Genomic DNA, 24645 nt, shown 5'->3' with positions numbered 1-24645 from the left:
GTCAGGCGGCGGTACCCGGCCGGGGCGCGGATGCGCCGATGACGGCCGCGCTGTCGCCGATGAGCTTGCGCAGGAACGCTTCCTGTTCGCGGCGGCCGCGCACGGCCGCGCGGTCGGCGCCGCCGGGGACGAGGCGGACCAGTCCGCTGCGCACCAGGTTGACCGGGATGCGCAGGGCCGGGTACCACGGCGGCACGTACGGCAGGCCGAGGATGCGCATGGCTTTGGGGCCGAGAAAGGCGCTGGCGACCGACAGGTGCTGGGCGCGGGCGATGCGGCCGCGCAGGCGCGGCAGGTTGGGGTGGTGCCAGTGCAGCGGATCGTCGGCCATCGGCCGGGCGAGCCGGCGGCTGGTCTCGTCGGGGTTGGTGATCGCGCCCAGGCAGTGGTGCAGGATCGCCACGCCGTCGCGGAATCCGGTGGGCAGCCACTGCTCCTGCACGCCGATCAGCCAGCCCACGTAGCGGGTCAGGTGCGCGGCGGCGGCGGTCTCGCGAGGGGAGGGCACGATCCCCAGTGCCATGCCGCCGACGAAGGGGGCGAGCAGCGCGCCGACGAGCGTGGCGGCCATGTCGGTCTGGTTGATCGGCACCCCCCATTCCTCGCCGCGCCAGTCCGGCATGGCGGCCACGTGCCTGCGCACCAGGGCGTGGATGAAGCGCACGTGCAGCGTCGACCGGTAGCCGGCGCCGAAGGTGTCCATGCCGTTCTCGCTGGAGACGTCCATGGCCCACTGCAACGTCTCGGCGAAGCGCCGCGCCGGGCCCTTCTCGAGGGCGCCGGTGCGCAGGAGCGTCTTGTTGAAGCCGGAGGCCAGGTAGCCGCCGAGGAAGGAGACGTCGCGCGCGAAGTAGAGACCGTCGGTGCCGCCGGAGCGGAAGACCCGCTCGCCCTGGCGGAGCAGCGCGGGATCGACCCAGTCGGGGGTGGTCTCGACCAGCTCGAAGAACTCCCGCAGTGGTGCGGGGGCGGCGGGCACGCTGTCGATGCCGGTGTGCAGGGCGCGGTCGAACAGCGGTCGGGTGGTCGCCATGCCCTCGGCGTACATCCACTCGACCAGGCGGTCCATCGGTTCGTCGCCGACGAGCAGGGATTCGCCGAGCGCTCGCCAGCGTTGCGGGGAGGGCTCGCCGATGCCGAGCAGCGCGGCGAACGGGCCGAGTCCCGGGGCCCTACGTGGGCGGTCGGGATGGCGCGTGGGGACGAGCGTGGGGGCGGTCATGGGGGTGTTCCTCCCGTGATGCGGCGATGCCGTGTTTCAGCAACGGCACGAGAAAGGCGCGGACGAAGGCCCTGGCCTGGTCGGGGTCGCCGAAGTCGACGTTGCCGCCGCCGCCCGGGGTGAGCATCAGCGAATGGGCGAGGCGGGCGACGAGTTCGGCGACGGGACTGGGGTCGTAGCGGTCGATGAGCCCGGCCTGCTGCGCGTGGGTGAGCATGCCGGTGATGTAGTCGATGCCGAGCCCGACCAGCCGCTCGCCCTGCACGGTGTAGAAGCTCAGGGCCTCCTCCGGCGCCACCCGCAGCAACCGGGTGACCAGGGTGTGGATGCGGGTCTGGGTGAGCACGTACAGCACGGTCTCCTCGATCTGCGCGTCCACGCCGGGGGCGGTGGTGGCGATCGCGGTGACCTCGGCGAGCATGCGGCGGGTCTCGCGCTCGAGCACCGCCTCGATCAGGTTCTCCTTTCCGGCGAAGCGCCGGTGGATGGTGATGCGGTTGATGCCCGCGCGGCGCGCGATGTCCTCGAGGCTCGACCGCCGGATGCCGACCTGAAGGATCCGTTCGAGCGCGGCGTCCATGATCCGCTCGTCGACCTCGTCGTAGCGCTCGGACATGTAACGACAATACAAATCCTGTTTCATTGCGTCAACGCGTGCCGGAGGCGCCCATGACCGCGGACGGCGAATTGGTAGCCCTCACAGGATCGCGGGCGGAGCGTGGCCGGCGGCGGTGCGGCGGATTAGGTTGCCGACGGTGACACACTCCCTGCTTCGCGCGCTGGTCGCCACGACCGCCGTTCTGGTGGTGGCCGCGCTCGCCGGCCCGGTGGCCGCGCAACCGATCGGCGAGCCGCACATCGTCCGGGTCACGCCGCGGTCGGACCGGGAGGTCGAGGTGATCGTCCACTCCGCGGCCATGGCCGCCGAGATCCCGATCCGGCTGCTGCGGGCGGCGGACCCCGACCGGGCAGCACCGACGCTGTATCTGCTCAACGGGATCACCGGCGGTGGGGACGGCGGCAACTGGTTCGACCGGACCGGGGTGGCGGCCTTCTTCGCCGGGGAACAGGTCAACGTCGCCATGCCGATCGGGGGTGCGGGCAGCTACTTCGCCGACTGGCGCGCCCGCGACCCGGTGCTGGGGCTCCAGCGCTGGGCGAGTTTCCTCACCCGCGAGCTGCCGCCGTTGCTGGACAACGCGTTTCACGGCACCGGCGCGAACGCGGTGATCGGGGTGTCGATGGCCGGGACCTCGGTGTTCCAGCTCGCTCTGCACGCGCCGGGGGTGTACCGGGCGATCGGCTCCTTCAGCGGCTGTGTGCCGACCAGCGACGCGCGGGGCCGCGCCGTGGTGAACACGGTGGTGCGCGCCTACGGCGGCGACCCGGTCAATCTGTGGGGCCCGCCCGAGGACCCGGCGTGGGCGGCCAACGATCCGTCGCTGCGGGCCGCGGAACTGCGCGACACCACGGTGTACGTGACGGCGGGCACCGGGCGGCCGGGGGCCCTGGATTCGTTGCAGGGCCCGGGAATCGACGCGGATCCGTTCGCGCTGGCGGACCAACTGCTGATCGGCGGTGCGCTCGAGGCGGTGGCCGCCGACTGCACCAGCGAACTCGGCGCGCGGCTGCGCGCGGCGGGCATCCCGGCGACGGTCGAGGTGCGCCCCGACGGCACCCACTCGTGGGGGTACTGGGAGCAGGATCTGCGCCGCTGCTGGCCGCTGTTCGCCGCCGCGCTGGCCGCGCCCGCGTGAGCGCGACCGAAAAGGCTTGGCCGCGATCACAGTTGGCCGCGCACGGGCTTTGTGCGATGACGGAACGTTGGAACCGAGCTGTTCACCGCGTCGTCGTCGGGTGCATACGATCGGTCCACTGCCGGTGTGGCACCGGATGTTTTGCGGATTTGCAGCGCTGATACCGGACAACTTCCAGGACGGCCCAGGTTCGACAGATCGTCGCCCGGCAGCGGAGACAGCGACTGCACGACACCCCCATTCGGGAGGATCAAGGATGTCCGACATTGCCATCGTGGGTATCGGCTGCCGATTCGGCGGTGGAATCGACTCACCGGAGACCTTCTGGGATTTCGTGGTCGACAAGCGCGACGCCGTCGTGGAGATCCCCGCGGACCGGTGGGACTACCGCCGCTACTACGACCGCGACAAGCGCACCCCGGGCCGTAGCTACACCAAACGCGGCGCCTTCATGACCGGCGACCCGTGGGAGTTCGACCCTGACTTCTTCGGCATCTCCCCGCGTGAGGCGACCGTGCTGGACCCGCAGCAGCGGCTGCTGCTCGAGGTGACCTGGGAGGCGCTCGACGACGCCGGGATCGCGCCGCGCACGGCGGGCCGCCAGGTCGGCGTCTACGTGGGCGGTTTCGTGGTCGACCAATCGGTGGTCGGGGTGGTCGGACCGGCGCTGGCGCACGTGGACATGCACACCGCGGCCAGTGCCTCCTACACGATGCTGTCGAACCGCATCGCCTACGCCCTCGACCTGGTCGGGCCCGCGCTCACCGTGGACACCGCGTGCTCGTCGTCGCTGGTGGCCTTCCACCTGGCCTGCCAGGCGCTCGACAACGGCGACTGCGAGGTCGCGCTGGCGGGCGGGGTGAACGTCATGCTGCAGCCGGAGACGTTCGTGATGATGTGCAAGGGCGGATTCCTCGCCGCCACGGGCGCTGCAAGTCCTTCGACGCCGCGGGTGACGGCTACGGCCGCGGTGAGGGCGGCGGCATCGTGGTGCTGAAGAAACTCGACGACGCCGTGCGCGACGGCGACCGGATCTACGCGGTGGTCAAGGCGACGGGCGCCAACCAGGACGGGCGCACCACCGCGATCACCGTGCCCAACGCCGACTCCCAGGAGGCGCTGGCCCGGGCCGTGTGCGAGCGGGCGGGACTGGCGCCCGAACGCATCAGCTACGTGGAGGCGCACGGCACCGGCACGCCCGTGGGCGACCCGATCGAGCTGCGCGCCCTGGGGCGGGTCTACGGCGCGGTCGAGGGGCGCGAGACGACGCTGGGGGTCGGCTCGCTCAAGGCCACCCTCGGGCACACCGAGGCCGCCTCCGGCATCGCCGGTGTCATCAAGTCGGCGCTGGCGCTCACCCATCGCACCCTGCCGCCGCAGGGCTGGCTGAACGAACTCAATCCCGACATTCCTTTCGCCGACCTCAACCTGCACGTCCAGCTGGAGGCGCAACCGTACGAGTCCGAGACCGTGCCGATGACGATCGCGGTCAACGGGTTCGGATACGGCGGCACCAACGCCCACGCCATCCTCCAGGAGTACCGCGGGGCGCCGCCGGTGCCGCGCGCCGAACCGCGCCATCTCGGGGTGCTGCCCGTCTCCGCGCGCAGTGCGGCGGCCGTGCGGGCGATGGCGGGCCGGTTCGCCGATCTGCTCGCGGGCGGCGCCGACGTGGAGCGGGTCGCCGAAGCGGCGTGGACGCGCCGGGCGCACCACCAGTTCCGGATCGGGATGCCGTTGGGCGAGCGGGCCGAACTGGTCGACGCCCTGCGCGCCTATGCCGCCGGTGACGGCCGGGACGCGGTCCGCACGGTGTCGCGGCGGGTCGCCGAACCGGTGTTCGTGTTCTCCGGTATGGGCCCGCAGTGGTGGGGGATGGCACGCGAACTCCTGCTCGCCGACGGTGTCTTCGCCGCGACGGCGCGCGAGATCGACACGGCCTTCCGGGCGGTGGCCGGCTGGTCGATCATCGAGGAACTGTTGCGGCCGGAGGAGGAATCGCGGGTCACCGCCACCGAGGTGGCGCAACCGGCCAACTTCCTGGTGCAGGTGGGGCTGGTGCGGGAACTGGCCGCGCTCGGCATCGAACCCGCGGCGGTGGTCGGCCACAGTGTCGGGGAGGTGTCGGCCGCCTACGTCACCGGGATGCTGACACTGCCGGAGGCCGTGCTGGTCGCCTACCACCGGGCCCGCCTGCAGGCGACCACCGCGGGCTCGGGCGGCATGCTGGCGGTCGGGCTCAGCCTGGAACAGGCCGGTGCGCTGCTCGCCGACGGCACGGTCGACATCGCGGCGGTGAACAGCCCGCACGCGCTGACCCTGTCCGGCGACGCCGACCGGCTCGACGAGATCGCCGAAAAGCTCACCGACGACGGCGTTTTCGCGCGTCGACTGCGCGTCGAGGTGCCCTACCACAGCCGCCTGATGGATCCGATCCTCGACGAGCTGCGCACCGCGCTGGCCGAATTGCGGCCGCGGTCGCCGCGGATTCCGCTGTACTCCACGGTGACCGGCGCGCCGGTCACCGACGACCTGTGGGATGCCGAGTACTGGTGCGCGAACGTGCGCCGGTCGGTGCGCTTCGCCGACGCCGTCACCGCCCTGCTCGGCGCGGGCAGCCGGGTCTTCCTCGAGGTCGGCCCGCATCCGGTGCTGTCGGGCAACCTCCGCGAGATCCTGCTGGCGGCGGGGGAGAACGGCGCGACGGTCGCCACCCTGGACCGCAAGCGCCCCGATTCCGAGAGCCTGCGCGCCACGATCGCCGGACTCTACAGCGCGGGTGTCCTCGACCTGGACCGCCTGTTCCCGGCCGACACGCCGACCCCGCATCGGCCGCTGCCGCGCTACCCCTGGCAGCGCACCCGCCTGTACGCGCCGCTGCCGGTCTTCGAACAGATGCGCCTCGGCACCCCCGGCGGCTACGCCATGCTCGGCGATCCGGACGCCGAAGGCAGGCCGGGCTGGTTGTTGCAGGTCGGCACCGAAGTGCTGCCGTGGCTGGCCGATCACGTGGTCGGCGGCGTGCGCATCATGCCCGGCGCCGCCTATCTCGACGCGGCACTGAGCGCGGCGGCGAGCCGATCCGGCGACAAGCGGGTCGCGGTGGCGAACGTGCGGTTCGTGGCGCCGCTGATCATGGGCCAGCCCGACGTGCCGTTCCTGGAGACCAGCGTCGAGGAGGGCAGCGGGCGATTCCTGATCCGCTCGCGCAGCGCCACCGGCACGGTGTGGACGGTCAACGCGACCGGACGGCTGCTCACCGGCGCCTACGAGCCGGAACCGGTGCCGGTGCCGGAGATCGAGACCGAGGTCGACTTCGATCCCGACCTGTTCTACGCCGCGCTCGCCGCCCGCGGCCTCCACTACGGTCCGTCCTTCCGCCGCGTGACCGCGGTCCGCGCCGACCGCGACACCGTCGTCGCCACCGTGGACGCGAGCATCGGCGCAGGCTCCGGACACCTCGCGCACCCGGCCGTGGTGGACGCGGCCATGCAGACCGTGGCGCTGCTGTTCGCCGACGAGAGCCTGGGCGAGGGCGCGCTCGTGCCGGTCGGGGTGAACGCGGTCCGGATGTATGCGCCGCTGCCCGAGGAGGTCACGGTGGTGGCCCGGCGGAATCCGGCGCGCGCCCGGCTGGCCGATGTCGACCTGCTCGACGCCGACCGGAACCCCTGCCTGCGCCTGGTCGGTGTGCAGATCGGTGCGCTGAACCCCGGCGCGGGGCCGCTGCAGCGGATGGCCGAGTTCTACTACGCCGACACGATGGAACGACGCGATCCGATCGACCCGGCCGCACTCGCGCAGCTGCCGCCCGCGGCCACGGTGATCGTCGCGCTCACCGCAGACGCCCGCGCCGGCCAACTGGCCGCCGCGATTCCCGACGCGCGCATGCGGGTGGCCGCGGACGCGCCGGATCTCGAGGACGACCTGCTCGCCCTGCTGGATTCCGTGGCCGCGGAACCGGACGTGCAGCGCGTGCACGTCTGCGTGGTCGCCGGCGCGGTGGCCGACGACCTGGCCGACCTGTGGACGCTCAAGCGGATCGCGGTGGCGCTGGACCGGTTCGCCGATTCCCCGGCCGCCGCCGCGCTGCCGCCGGTCGAGGACGGCGCCCTGCACGTCACCCTGATCACCGAGCGGGCGTTCACGCTGCCCGACAGTCCCATCCCGCCGGACTCCCGGCAGGCCGCGCTGGCCGGGGCGCGCCGCGTGCTGCTCAACGAGCAGACCCGGCTGCGCTGGCGGCTCGTCGACGTCGAACCCGGTACCGCCGTCGCCGAACTGTCGGTGCCCGGCGCGTTCAGCTACGACAACTCCGACGAAGTGCTGCTGCGCGGCGGCGCCCGCTGGGTGCCGGTCGTCACCAAGCCGCTCGGCGAGCGGATCGAGGCGCTGGACACCGCGGCGCCGCTGACCGATCCGGAAGCCGATTTCGCGCTGGAGATTCCGCGGTCGCGGCTGCTGTCGGCGCTGGCCTGGCGGCAGGTCCCGCGCCGCGACCCCGGCCCGGGGCAGGTCGAGGTGCGGATGCAGGTCATCGGCATGAACTACAAGGACCCGCTCAAGGTGATGGGCATCCTGGGGGAGCGCGAGCTCGCCGAGACCTTCTTCGGCACCGAGCCGGGCATGGAAGGCGTCGGCACCGTGGTCCGCGTCGGCGCGGACGTCGAGTCGGTGGGGATCGGCGACACCGTCGCCATCGCCGCCAAGGGCATGATGCGCCGCTACCACCTGGTCGACCAGTACGCGGTCATCCCGCTGCCCGAGGGCGCCGAGCCCGGACTGTGCACCAGCACCACCGCGTTCGGCACCGCCGAGTACTCGCTGCTCGACCTGGCCCGGCTGCAGCCGGGGGAGACGGTGCTCATCCACGGCGCGGCCGGTGGCGTCGGGCAGGCGGCGATCCAGGTGGCCCGACAGGTGGGCGCGCGGATCATCGGCACCGCGGGCAGCGCCGAGCGGCGGGCGCACGTGCTCGCGCTCGGGGCCGATCACGCGCTGAACTCGCGCTCGCTGAACTTCGCCGACGAGGTCCTCGCGCTCACCGGCGGCGCGGGCGTGGACGTGGTGCTCAGCACCGCCCCCGGCGAGGCGCTGCGCCAGAACTTCCACGCCGTGCGCGAGTTCGGCCGCATCGTCGAGGTCGGCAAGGCCGACATCTACACCGGCGGCCTGCTCGAGCTGGCCGCCTTCGACAAGAACCTGTCGTACTTCTCGGTCGACCTCGACCGGATGTGCGCGGTGCGGCCGCTGCAACTGGCCGACCTGCTGCGCCGCGTCTACGACAAGATCGCCGCCGGCATCTACACCCCGCTGCCCTACGAGGTGTACGGCACCCACGAGGTGGTCAAGGCGTTCGACGACGTGATCCGCTCCAACCGGCTCGGCAGGATCGCCCTCGGTATGACGGACGAGGCGCCGCCGGTGCGTCCGATGCTGCCGGAGGTGCAGATCGACGGTGCCGGAACGTATCTGATCACCGGCGGGTTCGGTGGTTTCGGCCTGGCGACCGCGCGCTGGCTGATCGGCAAGGGCGCGCGCCGGCTGGTGCTCGTCGGGCGCAGCGGCGCCGCGACCCCGGCGGCGAAGCAGCAGATCGCCGCCTGGGCGGCACTGGGCGTGACCGTGCTCGAGGAACGGGCCGACGTCGCCGACCGGGCGGCCGTCGCCGGGATCGTGGCACGCGCGCACCAGCCGGAGCACCCGCTGCGCGGGATCTTCCACGCGGCGGGCGCGGTGGCCGACAACCGCATCGAGCTCATGGACCTCGATCAGCTCACCCGCGTGTACCGCGCCAAGGTGCACGGTGCGCGCGCACTGCACGACGCCGTCGAGCAGGCCGGTATCGAGCCGGACATGATCGTGCTGTACTCCTCCGGCGGGTCGATGTTCGGCATCTTCGGCCAGTACAACTACACCGCCGCCAATCTCGCGGTGGAGGCGCTGGCCGAGGAGTGGAGCCGGGCGGGGGAGCGGGTGCTGTGCGTGGGCTGGGGGCACATGTCCGGCGCGACCGGTGGCATGGCCGCCGACGAGAAGGTCGCCAAGTATCTCGAGGTGGCCGGGTTCAGCCCGATCGAGATGACCGACGGCACCGTGTATTTGGAGCAGGCGCTACGGCTGGACGTGACCAGGGCCGCGATCATCCCGACCGACTGGTCCAAGCTCACCGCCGCCTTCCCGCAGATGACGCGCACCGGCAGGCTCGCGACACAGGTGGCGGCCGCGGTGGCCGACAACTCCGCCCTCGCCCAGCTCAAAGCCGAACTGCTGGCGCTGGAGGAGGGCAAGCGCGGGCAGGCGGTGGCCAGGATGCTGGCCGAACAGCTGGCCGTGGTGATGGGCGTGCAGGCCGACACCGTCGACCTGACCGTGCCGGTGCCCGAACTGGGGCTCGACTCGCTGATGGCGGTGGAATTCGGTGCGCGGGTGAGCAAATCGCTCGGCATCGAACTGATGTCGCTGCAGATGGGCCGTTCGTTCAGTCTCGAGCAGGCCGGACCGAAGGTGGCCGAGCTGATCCTCGCCGCCGACACCGGCCCGCTCGACCCGGCCGCGCCCGTCGCGAAACCCGCGGGGTCGGGGCTGACGGTGCCCGCGGCGCTGACCGAATCGCTCGCGGCCGCCGCCAACGGCGCGGGCAACGGGCACGTCGCCGACGCGGCCACGCGAGCCGAGGGAGCGCGTCTGTGACGGAGGTCCGCACGCCGCCCGCCGCGGTGGCGGGCGGCGACCTGGCGGCCTGGCTCGCCTTCGCCGGCTGCCTGATCGCCGTGTTCATGCAGATGATCGACGTCACCATCGTGAACACCGCGCTGCCGAGCATCACCGCGGACCTGTCCGCCTCCGGCGCACAGCAGGTGCTGGTGATCTCGGGCTATTCGCTCGCCTTCGCCTGCACGCTGCTGACCGCGGCGCGGCTGGGCGCGATGGTGGGGCGGCGCACCATGTTCCTGGTGTCGGTGGTCGCCTTCACCGCCGCCTCGATCTGGTGCGGGGTGTCCGGCAGCGCGAGCGAGCTGGTGGTGGCCCGGGTGGTGCAGGGCATCGCGGGCGCGGGGATGGCGGCGCAGACCATCGCCATCCTCACCGCGAGCTTCCCGCGCAGCAAACACACCCAGGTGTTCGCGCTCTACGGCGCGGTCGCGGGCTTCGCGGGCATGCTCGGGCCGATCCTGGGCGGCGCGCTGGTGACCGCGGACATCGCCGGAACCGGCTGGCACAGCGTCTTCCTGATGAACCTGCCGCTGGGTGTGCTCGCGTTCGCGCTGGGCTGGAAGTTCCTGCGGATCGACCGGCCCCGGGCGGGGGAACGGCTGGACCCGGCCGGGGTGGCGCTGTCGACGCTGGCCCTGTTCGGCCTGCTCTCCGCGCTCGCGGAGATCCACCAGCACGGCTGGCGACCGCTGCCGTGCCTGGGGATCGTCGCGGCACTCGCGCCGGCGACGATCTTCCTGCTCCGGGAGCGGCGGCGGAACCGCAGCGGCGCGGGCGCGCTGGTGCGGCTGGATCTGTTCGCCGACCGGGGTTTCGCGCTCGGGTCGGTGCTGGTGACGATCTTCTTCGGGCTGTTCACCGCGTTCGTGTTCGCGGTGTCGATCATGCTGCAGGACACGCTGGACTTCTCGCCGTTGCGTACCGGCCTGGCGATGACGCCGTTCGCGCTCGGCGCGGGCGCGGGTGCGTTGAGTTCACCGTGGCTGGTGCGCCGCTGGGGTGTGCGGGTGCTCGCCGCCGGCATCGCGCTCTACGGCGGCTGCGTGCTGTCGTGGGTGATCTACCTGCACCTCACCGGCGGCGAGGTGAATCTCGCGCTGGCCGCGGGCCCGGTGTTCGCGGCCGGGTTCGGCGTCGGCCTGTTCGGCGTGCCGCTGCAACCGTTGATGCTGGCCGGGCTCGACGAGCACCGGATGGCCGAGGCCTCGGGCACCCTGCCCACCATCGAACAGATCGGCAACGGTGTCGGATTGGCGGTGCTCAGCGCCGCGTTCTTCCGCACGCACGACCTGACCGGCAGCCTGACCATGCTCACCGCGATCGCGGTGATCGCGACCCTGCTGGCGGTGCCGACACTGCGGCTGCCCGACGCTGCCGCCGGGACCGCCGCACACCCCCTCGGCGCGCGGAGATGAGGAGAACGCCGTGGTCGAATTCGGCCTGATCGATGAATGGCAGCCGGCTCCGGGCCGGGTCGTGACGTGGGTGGCCGCCGCCGAGTCGGTGGCGCGCGCGGCCGCGGCCCCGGCCCACCCGGTGCCACCCTCGCACCAGCAGGAGGAATACCTGAAGCTGGCCCACCGCAACGCCGCCGCCGACTTCCGGTTCTCCGGTCTGTGCGTGGTCACCGCGGAGGTGCCCGCGGCGCTGGACCGCGACGCGATGACACGGGCGATCAACGCGTTCCTGCTGCGCCACGACACCTTCCGCAGCTGGTTCTCGATCGAGCCCGGCGGCGCGGTGACGCGGCACATGGTGGAGCCGGACGTGGTCGACTTCGTGCCCGTCGACCACGGCGTCATCGACGACGCCGAGACCGTGCGCGACCTGGTACAGACGCAGACCCCCGGCCCGTTGCAATGGAACTGCTTCACCTTCGGTGCGATCGAGCACGGCGAATCCACCACCGTCTACCTCGCCGTCGACCACCTGCACACCGACGGGGTCGCCCAGCACATCTCGTGTTTCGAGCTGGCCCAGCTCTACGCCCGCGAGATGTGGGGGCAGCAACCGCTGGTCGAGCAGCCCGGCAGCTACCTCGACTACTGCGCACGGCAACGGGCCGAGACGGCGCGCCTGACGCCGGCCGATCCCGGGGTGCGCCGCTGGATCGAGCTGGTGCGCGGCAACGACGGCGAACTGCCCTCCTTCCCGCTGGATCTGGGCGTGGACGGCGACGGATACCACCGCAGTGCCCATCGCAGCATCGTGGTGTTCGACGAAGCCGACGCGGTGCGTTTCGAGCGGGTCTGCCGCGCGCACGGCGCGGAGTTCACCGGGGGCGTGTTCGCCGCCGCCGCGCTGGCCGAACGCAGGCTGCTCGACAGCGACTACTACTTCACCCTCACCCCGATCAGCACCCGCAACACCGTCGCCGAACTGGCCTCGGTGGGCTGGTACGTGACCCTGGTGCCGGTCGCGTTCCCGATCGGCGCCCGTGCGGGTTTCGACCGGACCGTGGTGCGCGCGCAGCGCGCCTACGACGCCGGTCTGCGGCTGACCACGGTGCCGTTCCACCGCGTGCTCGAACTCGCCACCGGCGCCGACGGCATCGCCGTGCGGCCGGGCTGGTCCAACCCGATGCTGTCCTACGTCGATGCCCGCGAATTCAGCGGCAGCGAGTACTTCGACCTGGCCCGCGGCGGCCTCTACGGCAACCGCGGCGCCGCCGAGGAGGTGCTGATCTGGATCAACCGGCTCCCGGGTGTGACCACGCTGAGCGTCATCCACCCCGACACCGCGGTGGCGCACGACTCGGTCGACCGCTACATCACCGCGCTGCGCGCGGTCATGCGCGCGGTCGCCGACGGACGGGAGGCAGCGGATTCGCCGGGGCGGGCAATGGCCGCAGGCACGACTCCAGGCGCTTGAGCCCGGACCGGATCCGGGTCTTCACCGTGGGCAGCGGCACCCCCAGATCGGCGGCCACCTGGGGGTAGCTGCGGTCGCCGTAGTAGGCCAGGCAGATGGCCTGGCGCTGGATCGGGGTGAGAGTCTGCACCCAGCGGGCGACCTCCTGGCCTTCCAGGCGGCGCAACACCACATCCGAGACCTGGTCGTAGTCCCGCTCGAGAAATGTTGTGCCGTAAGTGCGTTCGCGATTCCCCGCGGCGGCATCGGCGCGGATCCGGTCGATCGCGCGGCGGTGGGTCAGCATCAGCAACCAGCCGAGCGGGGTGCCGAGGCGCCGGTCGTAGCTCGCCGCGCTCGACCACACCTGGAGGTAGACCTCCTGCGCGGTCTCCTCCGCGGCCGGGTGCACCCGCAGGGTCCGCAGGGCGATGCCGAACACCCGGGCATGGGTGGCGCGGTAGAACGCGGTGAAGGCCGCCCGGTCCCCGGCGGCGATCCGCGCGAGCAACGCGGCCAGCTCGCCGTTCACCGCCGCGGCGCCGAACAACTCCTGTCGCTCAGCGTCTTCCGCGTCGCCGACCCGCTCCGCGACCGCACCGAGCGCCGTCCCGGACTCATCCGTCATCCCGCTGTGCTCCTGTCCTCTGCCCGACCCGGCACGCATGTTCAGCGCACAGCTAGCAATATTCCAGCAATGTCGGCACATCGCCAAAGATGCGGCGGTTCGCCCAGCATCCGTCGGTAAAAGCGGTGCGATTGCTCGATATCCGAGACACTGCCGGTGCGCCGGTACGGCCACGCTCTCGTTGTCCAGTGGTTTGCCTCGCAGCGATACCCGGGTCCGCGCTCGTCAAACCCGGCCCGGCCCGGCTGGTGGTGCGCGAGCGGCCTGCCCCGGCGAAATTCGCTGGCCGGGCGTGCGGGCCCGCGGCTACCGTGGCGCGGTGGAGATCAGGATCCGGCCCGCGCGGGCGGGCGAACACGAGCTGCTGCTCGTCATCTGGCGCCGAGCCGTCGAGGCCACCCACCACTTCCTCACCCCCGCCGACATCGACTGGTACGCGGGTCTCCTCGCCGGCTATCTGCCCGCGATGAGCGATCTGCGGGTGGCCGAGTACGCCGAGCGCGGCCCGTTGGGTTTCCTCGCGCAGGAGAACGGCGAGATCGATGCGTTGTTCGTGGAGCCCTCCCTGCACGGCCACGGCATCGGCACCCGGTTGCTCGACGACGTCGCCCGCGACCACCCCGTCCTTCGCCTCGACGTGAACGAGGACAATCCCACGGCACGAAAGTTCTACGCCGCGAAGGGGTTCGAGGAGGTCGGCCGATCGGAGATCGACGGGCAGGGCAGGCCGTTCCCGCTGCTGCACCTGCGCCGGGACCGCACCTCGCGCTGAGCGGGTTATCCTTCGCCCATGCGCAGATTCGTCTGGGCGGGAATCGATGAGCCGCGGATGGAGATCGTCGAGGTGACCTCGCTGGACCGGGCGCGCGGCACCCAGCTGGGCCTGGTCTACGAGCTGCGCTGGGAACTCGACGGTCCGGCGTTGACCGTCGACGTGGGCGCGGCCCGATCACCCACCTGCTCGACGGCGCCGACTTCTTCGACCTGCAGCATTCGGCGTTCTTCAACGCCCTGCCGGTCGTGCGGGACCGGCTGCTGGCCCCGGCCGCGCAGCCGCGACTACACCATGCGGTTCGTCGCCGTCCCCGACCTCACCGCCGTCCTCGGCCCGCAGCGCTACGCGCCCCGCGGCGGCCGGACCGTCCACTTCGTCGCCGGTGACTTCGCCGCCGACATCGACTTCGACGACGACGGGTTCGTGGTCCTCTACCACGACTACCTCCGCCGCCTGCACCCCTGACACCCACGGCGTGGGCCGACCGGGGCTACGGTTCGGCGACGCGCGATCCCGCGGCCGCGGCGAAGGCGGGCGCGAGCTCGACCAATCGGCCGGGCCGCACCGCGACCCGTCGCGGGACGGCGAGGAGTACGGCCGATGCCGGTGACGGTCGAGCACGCCACCGGCGGGCCGCGGCCGTCAGAAGCGTTCGGGATTCCAGGTGGCCAGGGCCCAGATCACCACGGCGTCCAGGGCGATCACGATGATCGACCACAGCGGGTAGTAGGGCAGCCACAGGAAGTTGCCGATGATCGACAGGCAGGCCAGGCCGATGGCGGTCACCCGCGCCCAGGTCGCGCCGGTGATGACGGCCAGGCCGGTGACGATCAGCAGCACACCGAGAACGATGTGGATCCAGCCCCAGGTGGTGAGGTCGAATTCGTAGGTGTACTGGGGTCCGACGACGAACAGCTCGTCCTCGGAGACACCGGCGATGCCCTGCAGCAGGCCGACGATGCCCGAGGTGATGAGCAGGGCGGCCGCCGCGATCGAGGTGACGCCCGCCGCCACCTGACGGCCGGTGGTGTGCCCGGCGTGACTCACCGGGGTGGTCGCGCCGGTCGCGTGTCCGGTGGGCGCGGTGGTGGGTTGGCCGGTCGCCGTGGTCGGTTGCCCGGGCTGACCCGGGGTGTGCGTGGTCATGGTCGGCTCCTTCCATACCGGAGGGCTCGGGAGTGGGCCCTCGTCGGGGGAGAACCACTGCGACGCTAGGCAGCCGGACGGGGGTTCGCCTCACCCCGCCCGGGTGAACTTCGCGGAGTTCACAGGTCGAGTGTGGGCGTCCGGGCGTCGTAGCCGCGGGCGGCGACGAACTTGCGGCGCATCCGTTCGAGCACCGCACGGGGGGCCGTGGCGATGTCGCGGGCCATCGCGCGGGCCCGGTCGAGCACGGGGCGGTCGGTGACGAGTTCGGTGAGCAGGCCGAGACGCAGCGCCTCCTCGGCCTCGACCACACGGCCGGTGAGCACGAGCTCCCGCGCGCGTGCGGGGCCGACACAGTCCGCCAGCGGCCGGTAGACGACGGGGAAGCGGGTGCGTTCGGTGTGGGAGAAGGTGGTTCGCGCGTCACCGAGGCGCAGGTCCGCCAGCACCGCGAGGTCGGCGCCGCCCGCGTAGGCGGGGCCGTTCAAGGCCGCGATCACCGGTACCGGGTGGTCCGCCACCGCGGCGTTCATGCGGTCCGAGGACTCCCACAGCCGCGCCTCGTCCACGACGCCGAATTCGGTCAGGTCGAAGCCCGCACTGAAGACCGGGCCACGACCGGTCAGCACGACCGCCCGGCAGCGCGGGTCCGCGGCGAGGGCGTCGAGCGCGTCGGCGAGTTCGCCGCGCAGCCGGTGGGACAGGGCGTTCTTCTTCTCGGGGCGGTCGAGCGTGAGCACGGCGACGCCGTGGGCGGCGAGATCGCCGGTGTCGATGTCGAGCGGAGTGTCGGTCACGGGGCTTCCTTCGGGGCGGTGTCGGCCGATGCTCAGGGGCGGGGGACGCCGATCGGGTTGGGCAGTGGTATCGCGCCGCGATCGAAGAGCCTGCGGCTCAACGGGGCGGCACGGGCCAGGATGTCCTCGATGCCGGTGGGCCCCAGGATCGTCACCGGATCGGCGGCCAGGACGTCGGTGTGGTCTTCGACGCCGCGCCGCAGCGCGCCGCCCGCCTTGGTGAGCCTGCCGGTGACGTCGACGAGGCCGCGTGCCCGCAATCGGCGCAGCGCGGCATCCCATTCCGCGTCACGCCACCCGCGATTGCGCTGCATGAGTTCGCGGGAGACGCTGCCGGTCGCGGCGTGCGCGACGACCGCGTCGATGCCGCTCACTCCGGCGTGCACACAGGCCAGGACGTGTCCGTCGCCGCGGTGTTCGCGCAGCACGGTCGCGGCCAGCCACAGACGACCCAGCGGGTCGTCCGGGCGCGGTGCGCGGGCCCACCCGGCGGCGAGCGGGCGGCCGCCGTAGTCGCAGCCGTCCACCGCGGCCTCCAACCGGCGGGCCAGTGTGTCGATGTCGGCGGTGGGCACCTCGCCGAGATGCTCGGCCAGTGCGGTACGGGCGGTCTCGATCCGGGCGGCCAGGACGGTCCCGGGGTCCGCGTGGTCCCAGGCGGCGGGCAGCGCATGCGCGACGCGCCGTTCCGGGAAGCTGAAGAACATCGCCGTCACCGGCGCGGCGGTGAGCGCGCCGAGCGGTGCGGCGCGTCCGGCGAAGTAGCCCATCCAGTAGCCGCTCATGCCGAGCTCCACCGACACCCGGCGGTGGTGCGGCGAGAAATAGGCCACCGCGTGCAGCGGTTCGATCGCCTCCCACAGCCGCCGCGCCAACGTCGCCACCGGTTGCGCCATCCGTCGTCCTCTCCACTTCGTCGGCTGCTCCGCCCGGCCGTCGCGGCCGATTCGACCGACAGCATCGCGCTTGCCGGCACCCCCCGGACAGTGCCAATTTTGACGAGTGGACCAGCCTCCGTTGCTCTGGTGGACGACCGTCGTGTTCCGGCGCGGCGCCGACGGCGCGCCCCGATATCGGGGAATCGCCGACGATCTGGAGCGTGCTGTCGAGGCCGGGGTGGTCGGGCCCGGGCGGCGGCTGCCCGCGGAGCGGACGCTGGCGGCGGGACTGTGCGTCAGCCGCGGCACGGTCGTGCGCGCCTTCGAGGAACTCGTCGCGCGCGGAGTCGTCGAGCGGGTCCACGGCAGCGGCACGTTCGTGCGGGCCCGGCGCACCCGCCCGCCGCGTCCGGCCGGGCCTGCGACGGCCGAGAGCGCGGTCGACGACCCGATCGAACTGTCCCACCCGGTGCCCGCCGACGCCACGCACCTGCCGCCCGTCGACTGGTCGGTGCACCCGGCGGATTTCGGCGCGGGCATGCCCACCGGTGGCCTGCCCGAGCTGCGGGACGCGTTGTCCCGCTTCCTCACCCACCGGATGAACCTGCCGACGCTGCCCGAGCAGGTCGTCGTGACCACCGACGCCGGCGCCGCACTCGACGCGCTGCTCCGCGCGCACCGCGGCCGCCCGATCGTCGCCGGCCCGGCCTGGCCCGCCCTGCACGCGGTGATCGCGGGACAGGACTCCGCACGAGTACCCCTGACCGTCGACGCCGCCGGCATCGACCCGACCCTGCTGCGTCGCGTGCTGCGCCGGACCGGCTCGCCCGTCGTGGTGCTCGATCCGACCGAGTCCGGCCCGTGCGGACTGCCGACCGCGGTGTCGCGCCTGCCCCGGCTGGCCGCCGCACTCACCGACGGTGCCGCGGTGACGGTCGAAGACGTGTCCGCGCTGCCCGTCGAGGTCGCCGCCGACCCGGACCGGCCGCCACTGGCCGCCCTGTCCGAGCGGGTGATCGCACTCGGCGACCTCGGCAGGCTGTTCTGGGCGGGCGCGGGCATCGGCTGGCTCCGGACCACCGGCGCGGCACCGGCGTCGCCGCTGCCGCGTCCGGCCATCTGTGCGCAACTGCACGCCGCCCGCCTGCTCGACGCCATCGACGCCGACTGGCTGCGGGCACGGCGCGAGGTACTGGCCGACCGGGCTGCGCATCTGCACCGGCGCCTCACGGCCGTCCTGCCCAGTTGGGTTCCGGCCACGACTCTCGACGGGGTACGTGCCGCCCTGCCCGTTCTCGACGCCGCCACGTTCGTCCACGTGGCCGCCCGTTTCGGCGTCCGTGTCCGCCCCGGACACGAGGGCACCGCCGACGCGAGCGTGCGCGATCAACTCTGGCTCTCGGCCACGCACCCACCGGAAACCCTCGACCTGGCCGTCGACCGCCTCGCCGCCGCGTGGGCCGAGTACACCCGGCGGATGGCGGCGAGCGTCTGAGCGGAAATTCGATTGCCGCACCCGCCGCAGGCGCACCACCATGGCGGCATGCTCGACGACGCAGATGTCGCTGACTTCCTCGATCGCGGTTTCGTCCGGATCCCGGGCGCGTTCGCGCCCGACACCGCCGCGGCCTGCCGTGCGCTCGTCTGGCGCGAACTGGGCGCCGACCCCGACGATCCCGCCACCTGGCCCGGCCCCGTCGCCACCCTCGGCGACCTCGACCGGCCGCCCTTCCTGACCGCCGCGAACACCCCCGCACTGCACACCGCGTTCGACACCCTCGTCGGCGCGGGCCGCTGGCAGCGGCGAACCACGCTCGGCGGCTTCGTGATCCGCTTCCCGGCCCCGGACCCGTCGGTCGTCGACGGCTGGCACGTCGACGTCAGCTTCCCCGGTACGGACTCCGATCCCGGCGACTACCTGACCTGGCGCGCGAACGTCGTCTCCCGGGACCGGGCCCTGCTCATGCTGTTCCTGTTCACCGACGTGGGCGAGGCCGACGCACCCACCCGGCTGCGGGTCGGCTCCCACCGCGACGTCGCGCGCATCCTGCATCCCGAAGGCGACACCGGCCTCGATGCCCGCGACCTCGCCGCCCGCGCCGCCGCGGCCACCACCGATCGCGAGATCGCCCACGCCACCGGAGCCGCGGGCGACGTCTACCTGTGCCACCCCTTCCTCGTCCACGCCGGACAGCCCAACCGGGGCACCCGCCCCCGCATCCTCGGCCAGCCCAAACTCGCCCCGCGGGCCCGGTTCCGCATCGACGGCCCCGAGACGGACCTCGCACCGGTCGAGCAGGCGATCCGGCGCGCGTTGCGCGACTGAGCGGCGCCCGGCCTTCCTGCACGCAGGCACACGCGGCCGCCTCCCACACGACCGGCAGCAGCACGGCGCACTCTTCCACATCCGCGCGAGGTGGAAAGGGTTGTCGGATCGGTCGATAGGAATCGGAGATGAGACGCTCGAGGGACCGGTGGTGTTCACGTGTCCCTGCTCGAATGGTCGCATCGCCTGCACCCCCGGTCTGAGCGGGGCAGGCCGCGTCTCGTGAAGGGAGCCGCCATGTCCGACATCGACATCGACCCCGCCGCGCCGGAATCGACGGCGCCGCAGCCGCCGCGGCGCACGCCGCCGCGCAAGCTCACGGTCGACAGTCCCTACCTGCATCGCCTGCAACGCCGCCATTTCCTGCTGTTCGACGTGCTGCCGATCGTCGGCACCCTCGCCGCTGTCGCCTTCGCGTTCGTGCACCCGGTCGGGGTCACCGAGCTCGCGTTGCTGGTCGGCGGGTGGATGGCGACGGGGCTGGCGATCACGGTCGGCTACCACCGCCTGTTCACCCACCGCACCTTCCGGGCCGCCCCCTCGGTGGTGGCCGTGCTCGCGGTGCTCGGGTCGATGGCGGGCCAGGGCGGGGTGCTGTCGTGGGTCGCCATCCACCGCCGCCACCACGAGTGCAGCGACCGCGAGGGCGACCCGCATTCACCGAACCTGTCCGGCAGTGGCTGGCGCGGCAGGCTGCGCGGGCTGGCCCACTCGCACTTCCTGTGGATGCGCCGCCACGAATACCCCAACATCGTCCACTACGCGCCGGATCTGCTCAAAGACCGCATGCTCGTGCGGATCTCGCGCCGCTACCACTGGTGGGTGGCGCTGGGCATGGTGATTCCCGCGGCGATCGGCGCACTGGTGTATCAGAGCTGGCAGGGCGCGGTGAGCGGGCTGCTGTGGGGCGGGATGGTGCGGATGTTCGTGCTCGAACACATCGTGTGGGCGATCAACTCCTTCCTGCACATGTACGGCACCCGCCCTTACCGGGCCCGCGGGAACAGTCGCAACGGCGGCATCTTCGCGCTCGTCTCCTTTGGGGAGTCCTGGCACAACAACCACCACGCTTTTCCGGAGTCGCCGTCCTTCGGCCTGGACTGGTACCGGCTCGATCCCGGCTACTGGTTGATCCGGCTGCTCGCCCTGGTCGGACTGGCCTGGGACGTGCGGCTGCCCTCGCGAGAACGTATCGCCGCCAAACGCATCAGCCCCGCCGCCGCCGACGCGGCCGCGCTCTGAAAAGGAGACCCATCGTGGACACCAGAACCGAGATCCAGCAGTGGTGCCAGGCCTACCTCGCCGAAGCACTGGACGTGGACCCGGCGACCATCGACCCGGGCGCCGATTTCGACCGGCTCGGCGTCGACTCCGTGGTCGCCGTCGCGCTGCTGATGGAGATCGAGCAGCGCTACGGCGTGGACATCCCGCCGGAGGAACTGTTCGCCGAGCCGACGCTGAACGCCGTCGTCGGCTATGTGGCGGGCCGGTCCGAGCAGGTCGCGTGAGCGCCGCCGCATCCTCGGGCGAGTCGCGCACGGACGCGGCCGCCGCCGCCATCCGCCACCACTACGACATCGGCAACGACTTCTATCGACTCTGGCTCGACCCCTCGCTCACCTATTCCTGCGCCATGCCGCAGCAGCCGACGGACACCCTCGCGGCGGCGCAGGAGCGCAAACTGCGTCACCACCTCGACGCCGTCCACGCCGACCGCGCGCGAGCGGTGCTCGACATCGGCTGCGGCTGGGGCTCGTTGCTGAGCCGGGTGTCCGCGCTCGGCGTGCCACGCGCGGTCGGGCTGACGCTCAGCGAGGAACAGGCCGCCCATGTCCGCGCACTCGAGCTGCCCGGGGTGTCGGTCGAGGTGCGGGACTGGCGCCACTACGAGGCCGACCGCCGCTTCGACGGCATCGTCTCCATCGGCGCCTTCGAGCATTTCGCCACCCCGGCGGACAGCACAGTCGACAAGATCGCGCGCTACCGCGAGTTCTTCTCCCGCTGCCGGGACTGGCTGCACGACGGCGGCGCGCTGTCCGTGCAGACCATCGCCTACGGCAACATGTCGGCCGGGCAGGCCAACAGCTTCATCCAGCGCGAGGTGTTCCCGGACGCCGATCTGCCCACCCTGGCCGAGATCACCGCCGCCGCCGAGGGCCTGTTCGAGGTGCGCACACTGCGCAACGACCGGCTCGACTACGCCTGGACCTGCGAACAGTGGGCGCGCCGGCTGCGCGCGCGCCGCGCGGAGGCACTGGCCCTGGTCGGCCCGGAGGTCACCGAGCGGTATGAGCGCTATCTGAAGCTGTCGGCGCTGGGATTCCGGATGGGCAAGATCGGGCTGCTGCGGATCGTGCTCGATCCGCATCGACACGGCTACTTCGTCGGGCGGCGGGACCGCTGATGGGCGCCGAGGCCGCGGTGGCGCGGTTCAACCCTTTCACCGACGACTTCCGCGCGGACCCCTATCCGATGTACCGCAGCCTGCGCGCGGCCGCACCGGTGCACCGAACGATGGGCATGTGGGTGCTCACCCGGCACGCCGAGGTCCGAGCGGTGCTGCGCGACCGCGACTTCGCCGTCGACGTGATCCCGGAGATGCTGCGGCGACAGGCCGCGCGGCTGAGCGTCCCCGACGTCGAGCCCATCGACCGGCTCGGCCGGACCTCGCTGGTGTTCACCGGCGATCCCGCGCACGCGCGGCTGCGCGCCCTGGTGAACTCGGTGTTCACCGCCGCGGCGGTCGCCCGGCTGCGGCCACGCGTCGCGGTCGTCGCCGAACACCTCACCAAGCAGGCGTGGCGGCGCGGCGGCATGGACCTGATCACCGATTTCGCCGGGCCGCTGCCGGTGCTGGTGCTCTGCGACTGGCTCGGATTGCCCACCGGGATGCGCCACCACGTCGCGGGCTGGACACACGACATCCGCTTCCTGCTCGAACCGGGCCTGATGACGGCCACCGATTTCGAGCGGGTGCACGCGGTGGTTGACGAATTCACCGCCGCGATGCACGAGGTGATCGGCCAGCGGCGCGCCCGGCCGGGGGACGACCTGATCAGCCGATTGCTCGCCGCACGCGTCGGCGGCGACCGACTCCGCGACGACGAACTCGCCTGCGTCGGCATCATGTGTTTCGTCGCCGGGGTGGAGACGACGAAATCGTTGATCGGCAATGCCGTGCTGGCCCTGCTGCGGTATCCGGAGCAGTACGAGCGGCTGCGCGCCCAGCCGGAGCTGCTCGGGCCCGCGGTCGCCGAGACACTGCGCTACGACAGCCCGTTGCAGCACACCAAACGACGCGCCACCCGCGACATCCCGGTGGCCGATCAGGTGATCCATTCGGGTGAGCAGGTACTGCTGTGCCTGGGCGCGGCCAACCGGGACCCGGCGGCCTTTCCCGATCCGGACACCTTCGACATCACCCGCGACACCGCCGCTCACGTCGCCTTCGGCCACGGACTGCACGGCTGCCTCGGCGCGCCGCTGGCGCAGTTGCAGGCCGAGATCGCCCTCGGCTGCCTGCTCGGTCGCCCCGAGCGGCTCGCCGCCGACACCGATCGGCTGCGGTGGCAGGACCACAGTTTCCTCGTCCGCGGCCTGCGGACGTTCCCGGTCACCGTCGAAAGCCGATGACCACCAGGGATTTTCAGGTGAGGAGAGGACCGCGATGACCACGTGTGCCCCGACGCTGCCGCAGATCCTGCGCCACCGCGCCACCGCCGACCCCGCCGGCACGGCGTACGTTTTCCTCGACGATCACGGTGCCGAAACCGCGGTGCTCACCTACGCCGAACTCGAGCGCCGCACCCGCCTGGTCGCCGGGCGGCTGGCACGCGTCGCCGCACCCGGCGACCGAGCCCTGCTGGTCTTCCCGCCCGGCCTGGACTTCGTCGTGGCGTTCTTCGCCTGCCTCTACACCGGGGTGATCGGGGTACCGGTGATCCCACCGCGGCCCGGCAGGCCGCACCACGCCACCCGCGGGATCGTCGCCGACTGTGCCCCCACCGTGGTGCTGACGGTCGCCGAGTTCGCCGTGGCCGCGGACCTGCCGTCGGCGGTACCGCTGGAATTGCTCGCCGTCGACGAGATCGATCCACGCACGGGCGGTCTCGAACCGCTTGCGGTCGAGCCCGAGTCGATCGCCTTCCTGCAGTACACCTCCGGATCCACCGCCGCCCCCAAGGGGGTGATGGTCACGCACCGGAACCTGATCGCGAACCAGGAGATGATCCGGCGCGCGTTCGGTCACGACGCCGACTCCACCTTCGTCGCGTGGGCGCCGCACTACCACGACCAGGGACTCATCGGGAACATCCTGCAACCGCTCTACGTCGGCGCGACCGCGGTGCTGATGGCGCCGGTGAGCTTCATCCGCCGCCCGCTGTTGTGGCTGTCGGCGATCTCGCGCTACCGCGCACACACCAGCGGTGGCCCCAACTTCGCCTTCGACGCCTGCGTCGCGCACGCGACCCGTTTCGGAGTGCCCGAGCTGGACCTGCGCAGCTGGGCGGTGGCCTTCAACGGTGCCGAGCCGATCCGCGCCGACACGCTGCGACGGTTCACCGAGACGTTCGCGCCCTACGGCTTCGACGAGCGGGCCATGTACCCGTGCTACGGGCTGGCCGAGGCGACGCTGTTCGTGAGCGGCAGCGGCAAGGGCAGGGGCCCACGCTGGTTCGAGGCCGACGCGGCCGAAGTCGGCCGAGGCCGGATGATCGCCGCGCAGCCGGGTGGGCCGGCTCGCACGCTCACCGGGTCCGGCCGTCCCGCGGTGGGCACCGAGGTGATCATCGTCGACCCGGCGACCGGCCGCGAGTGCCCGTCGGCGCGGATCGGCGAGATCTGGGTGGCAGGTGCGCAGGTGGCGGCGGGTTACTGGGGCAACCCGGAGGCGACTGCCGCGGTGTTCGGCGCACGCGTCGTCGGCGCAGCGGACCGGACGTTCCTGCGCACCGGCGACCTCGGCCGGCTCGTCGACGGCGAGCTCTTCGTCACCGGGCGCTGCAAGGACCTGATCGTCGTACGCGGCCGCAATCACTACCCGCACGATCTCGAGCACACCGCCCAGGCCGCGCACCCCGCGGCGCGGGCCGGTGGCAGCGCCGCGTTCTCCGTCGATGCGCCGGACGGCGGACGCGTGGTGATCGTGCAGGAGATCGACCGCGCCTACCCGTGGTCACCGGCTGCGGGCACGGAGATCGCCGCAACGATCCGGGCCGCCGTGGCGGCCGAGCACGATCTCGCGAGTCTCGTCGTGCTGACGGTAGCCGGCGCGCTGCCCAAGACCAGCAGCGGCAAGATCATGCGCGCGGCGGCGCGCGCGATCCACCTCGGCGCCGGATTCGAGCAGTGGGCGCGGACCGCCGCACCGCCCCGGAACTGATCGTTGCCGTGTTCCGCATCGAAATCGCCGCGCGTTATTCCCGCTCCGGCCAGATATTCGCCGCCGGTTAACCCGCACGTCACCCGACCGAAGACCCGGCGGCCGTGCTGGGTTCATCTGCGGTTACCTCTCGGCGCTACCGTTCCAGCTACGCTCATAGAAGGGG

19 protein-coding genes and 1 pseudogene are annotated in these 24645 nt (G+C 72.2%); 14 read left to right on the top strand and 6 right to left on the bottom strand.

Features of this window, described 5'->3' with window-relative positions:
• Nucleotide 1: 1 nt before the first annotated feature.
• On the bottom strand, nt 2-1222 hold the full coding sequence (locus CRM89_RS08265; RefSeq protein WP_098083665.1) for an oxygenase MpaB family protein: 1221 nt from the start codon (nt 1220-1222) through the stop codon (nt 2-4).
• Nucleotides 1173-1838, bottom strand: coding sequence for a TetR/AcrR family transcriptional regulator (locus tag CRM89_RS08260; protein ID WP_098083664.1), 666 nt, complete (start codon nt 1836-1838; stop codon nt 1173-1175). The genes CRM89_RS08265 and CRM89_RS08260 overlap by 50 nt, the downstream gene beginning before the upstream one ends.
• 139 nt (nt 1839-1977) lie before the next feature.
• Between CRM89_RS08260 and CRM89_RS08255 the strand changes: the two genes are divergently transcribed.
• From CRM89_RS08255 to CRM89_RS08240, 5 genes and pseudogenes are all read left to right on the top strand, one after another.
• The gene (locus CRM89_RS08255) at nt 1978-2979 is read left to right on the top strand and encodes an alpha/beta hydrolase family protein (protein ID WP_229435034.1); all 1002 of its coding nucleotides are present in this window, start codon (nt 1978-1980) and stop codon (nt 2977-2979) included.
• Nucleotides 2980-3115: 136 nt separating this feature from the next.
• Nucleotides 3116-4644: pseudogene (locus CRM89_RS32220) on the top strand (polyketide synthase); the annotation flags it as partial.
• Between the two features lie 66 nt (nt 4645-4710).
• Nucleotides 4711-9672: an SDR family NAD(P)-dependent oxidoreductase gene (locus CRM89_RS08250; RefSeq protein WP_371392052.1), complete on the top strand. Its 4962-nt coding sequence runs from the start codon at nt 4711-4713 to the stop codon at nt 9670-9672.
• On the top strand, nt 9669-11111 hold the full coding sequence (locus CRM89_RS08245; protein WP_098083662.1) for an MFS transporter: 1443 nt from the start codon (nt 9669-9671) through the stop codon (nt 11109-11111). The genes CRM89_RS08250 and CRM89_RS08245 overlap by 4 nt, the downstream gene beginning before the upstream one ends.
• A gap of 10 nt (nt 11112-11121) precedes the next feature.
• Complete coding sequence (locus tag CRM89_RS08240) at nt 11122-12567, top strand: condensation domain-containing protein (RefSeq protein WP_098083661.1); 1446 nt, start codon at nt 11122-11124, stop codon at nt 12565-12567.
• Here the strand turns inward: CRM89_RS08240 and CRM89_RS08235 are convergent.
• On the bottom strand, nt 12485-13174 hold the full coding sequence (locus CRM89_RS08235) for a sigma-70 family RNA polymerase sigma factor (protein WP_060590881.1): 690 nt from the start codon (nt 13172-13174) through the stop codon (nt 12485-12487). The genes CRM89_RS08240 and CRM89_RS08235 overlap by 83 nt on opposite strands.
• A 319-nt stretch (nt 13175-13493) precedes the next feature.
• Between CRM89_RS08235 and CRM89_RS08230 the strand changes: the two genes are divergently transcribed.
• Both CRM89_RS08230 and CRM89_RS08225 read left to right on the top strand, forming a co-directional pair.
• Complete coding sequence (locus CRM89_RS08230) at nt 13494-13946, top strand: GNAT family N-acetyltransferase (protein WP_229435032.1); 453 nt, start codon at nt 13494-13496, stop codon at nt 13944-13946.
• A gap of 18 nt (nt 13947-13964) precedes the next feature.
• Nucleotides 13965-14414, top strand: a complete 450-nt coding sequence (locus tag CRM89_RS08225) for a putative glycolipid-binding domain-containing protein (protein WP_107646859.1) — start codon at nt 13965-13967, stop codon at nt 14412-14414.
• A gap of 177 nt (nt 14415-14591) precedes the next feature.
• Here CRM89_RS08225 and CRM89_RS08220 read toward each other — a convergent pair whose 3' ends face one another.
• The 3 genes from CRM89_RS08220 to CRM89_RS08210 form a co-directional block, all read right to left on the bottom strand.
• Entirely contained in the window at nt 14592-15095 is a 504-nt protein-coding gene (locus tag CRM89_RS08220) for a hypothetical protein (RefSeq protein WP_011209551.1), read from the bottom strand.
• A gap of 119 nt (nt 15096-15214) precedes the next feature.
• Entirely contained in the window at nt 15215-15892 is a 678-nt protein-coding gene (locus CRM89_RS08215; protein ID WP_098083658.1) for an enoyl-CoA hydratase/isomerase family protein, read from the bottom strand.
• Between the two features lie 32 nt (nt 15893-15924).
• On the bottom strand, nt 15925-16788 hold the full coding sequence (locus CRM89_RS08210) for a hypothetical protein (RefSeq protein ID WP_082668585.1): 864 nt from the start codon (nt 16786-16788) through the stop codon (nt 15925-15927).
• A gap of 106 nt (nt 16789-16894) precedes the next feature.
• Between CRM89_RS08210 and CRM89_RS08205 the strand changes: the two genes are divergently transcribed.
• The 7 genes from CRM89_RS08205 to CRM89_RS08175 all read left to right on the top strand — a co-directional run bounded on the left by CRM89_RS08205 (nt 16895) and on the right by CRM89_RS08175 (nt 24479).
• A complete protein-coding gene (locus CRM89_RS08205) occupies nt 16895-18265 on the top strand; it encodes a GntR family transcriptional regulator (RefSeq protein ID WP_098083657.1) in 1371 nt (456 codons plus the stop codon).
• Nucleotides 18266-18313: 48 nt separating this feature from the next.
• Entirely contained in the window at nt 18314-19096 is a 783-nt protein-coding gene (locus tag CRM89_RS08200; RefSeq protein WP_098083656.1) for a phytanoyl-CoA dioxygenase family protein, read from the top strand.
• A 237-nt stretch (nt 19097-19333) separates the two neighbouring features.
• The gene (locus CRM89_RS08195; RefSeq protein WP_098083655.1) at nt 19334-20338 is read left to right on the top strand and encodes an acyl-CoA desaturase; all 1005 of its coding nucleotides are present in this window, start codon (nt 19334-19336) and stop codon (nt 20336-20338) included.
• A gap of 14 nt (nt 20339-20352) precedes the next feature.
• Nucleotides 20353-20604 (top strand): acyl carrier protein, encoded by a 252-nt coding sequence (locus tag CRM89_RS08190; RefSeq protein ID WP_216641964.1) that lies wholly within the window; start codon nt 20353-20355, stop codon nt 20602-20604.
• Nucleotides 20601-21500, top strand: coding sequence for a class I SAM-dependent methyltransferase (locus tag CRM89_RS08185; protein WP_098083654.1), 900 nt, complete (start codon nt 20601-20603; stop codon nt 21498-21500). Before CRM89_RS08190 ends, CRM89_RS08185 begins: the two co-directional genes overlap by 4 nt.
• Complete coding sequence (locus CRM89_RS08180; protein ID WP_098083653.1) at nt 21500-22729, top strand: cytochrome P450; 1230 nt, start codon at nt 21500-21502, stop codon at nt 22727-22729. Before CRM89_RS08185 ends, CRM89_RS08180 begins: the two co-directional genes overlap by 1 nt.
• A 34-nt stretch (nt 22730-22763) precedes the next feature.
• Nucleotides 22764-24479: a fatty acyl-AMP ligase gene (locus CRM89_RS08175; protein WP_098083652.1), complete on the top strand. Its 1716-nt coding sequence runs from the start codon at nt 22764-22766 to the stop codon at nt 24477-24479.
• The last annotated feature ends 166 nt before the right edge of the window (nt 24480-24645 follow it).

This window comes from Nocardia sp. FDAARGOS_372, assembly GCF_002554515.1.
Taxonomy (GTDB): Bacteria; Actinomycetota; Actinomycetes; order Mycobacteriales; family Mycobacteriaceae; genus Nocardia; species Nocardia farcinica.
This window is presented reverse-complemented; position numbering and strand designations above follow the sequence as displayed.

Bases quoted from the DNA above. Each gene is read 5' to 3' on its own strand.
- CRM89_RS08250 (WP_371392052.1), top strand. From the start codon at position 4,711: ATGCCGTTGGGCGAGCGGGCCGAACTGGTCGACGCCCTGCGCGCCTAT.
- CRM89_RS08195 (WP_098083655.1), top strand. From the start codon at position 19,334: ATGTCCGACATCGACATCGACCCCGCCGCGCCGGAATCGACGGCGCCG.
- CRM89_RS08210 (WP_082668585.1), bottom strand. From the start codon at position 16,788: ATGGCGCAACCGGTGGCGACGTTGGCGCGGCGGCTGTGGGAGGCGATC.
- CRM89_RS08180 (WP_098083653.1), top strand. From the start codon at position 21,500: ATGGGCGCCGAGGCCGCGGTGGCGCGGTTCAACCCTTTCACCGACGAC.
- CRM89_RS08175 (WP_098083652.1), top strand. From the start codon at position 22,764: ATGACCACGTGTGCCCCGACGCTGCCGCAGATCCTGCGCCACCGCGCC.
- CRM89_RS08225 (WP_107646859.1), top strand. From the start codon at position 13,965: ATGCGCAGATTCGTCTGGGCGGGAATCGATGAGCCGCGGATGGAGATC.
- CRM89_RS08220 (WP_011209551.1), bottom strand. From the start codon at position 15,095: ATGACCACGCACACCCCGGGTCAGCCCGGGCAACCGACCACGGCGACC.
- CRM89_RS08260 (WP_098083664.1), bottom strand. From the start codon at position 1,838: ATGTCCGAGCGCTACGACGAGGTCGACGAGCGGATCATGGACGCCGCG.
- CRM89_RS08235 (WP_060590881.1), bottom strand. From the start codon at position 13,174: ATGACGGATGAGTCCGGGACGGCGCTCGGTGCGGTCGCGGAGCGGGTC.
- CRM89_RS08265 (WP_098083665.1), bottom strand. From the start codon at position 1,222: ATGACCGCCCCCACGCTCGTCCCCACGCGCCATCCCGACCGCCCACGT.
- CRM89_RS08200 (WP_098083656.1), top strand. From the start codon at position 18,314: ATGCTCGACGACGCAGATGTCGCTGACTTCCTCGATCGCGGTTTCGTC.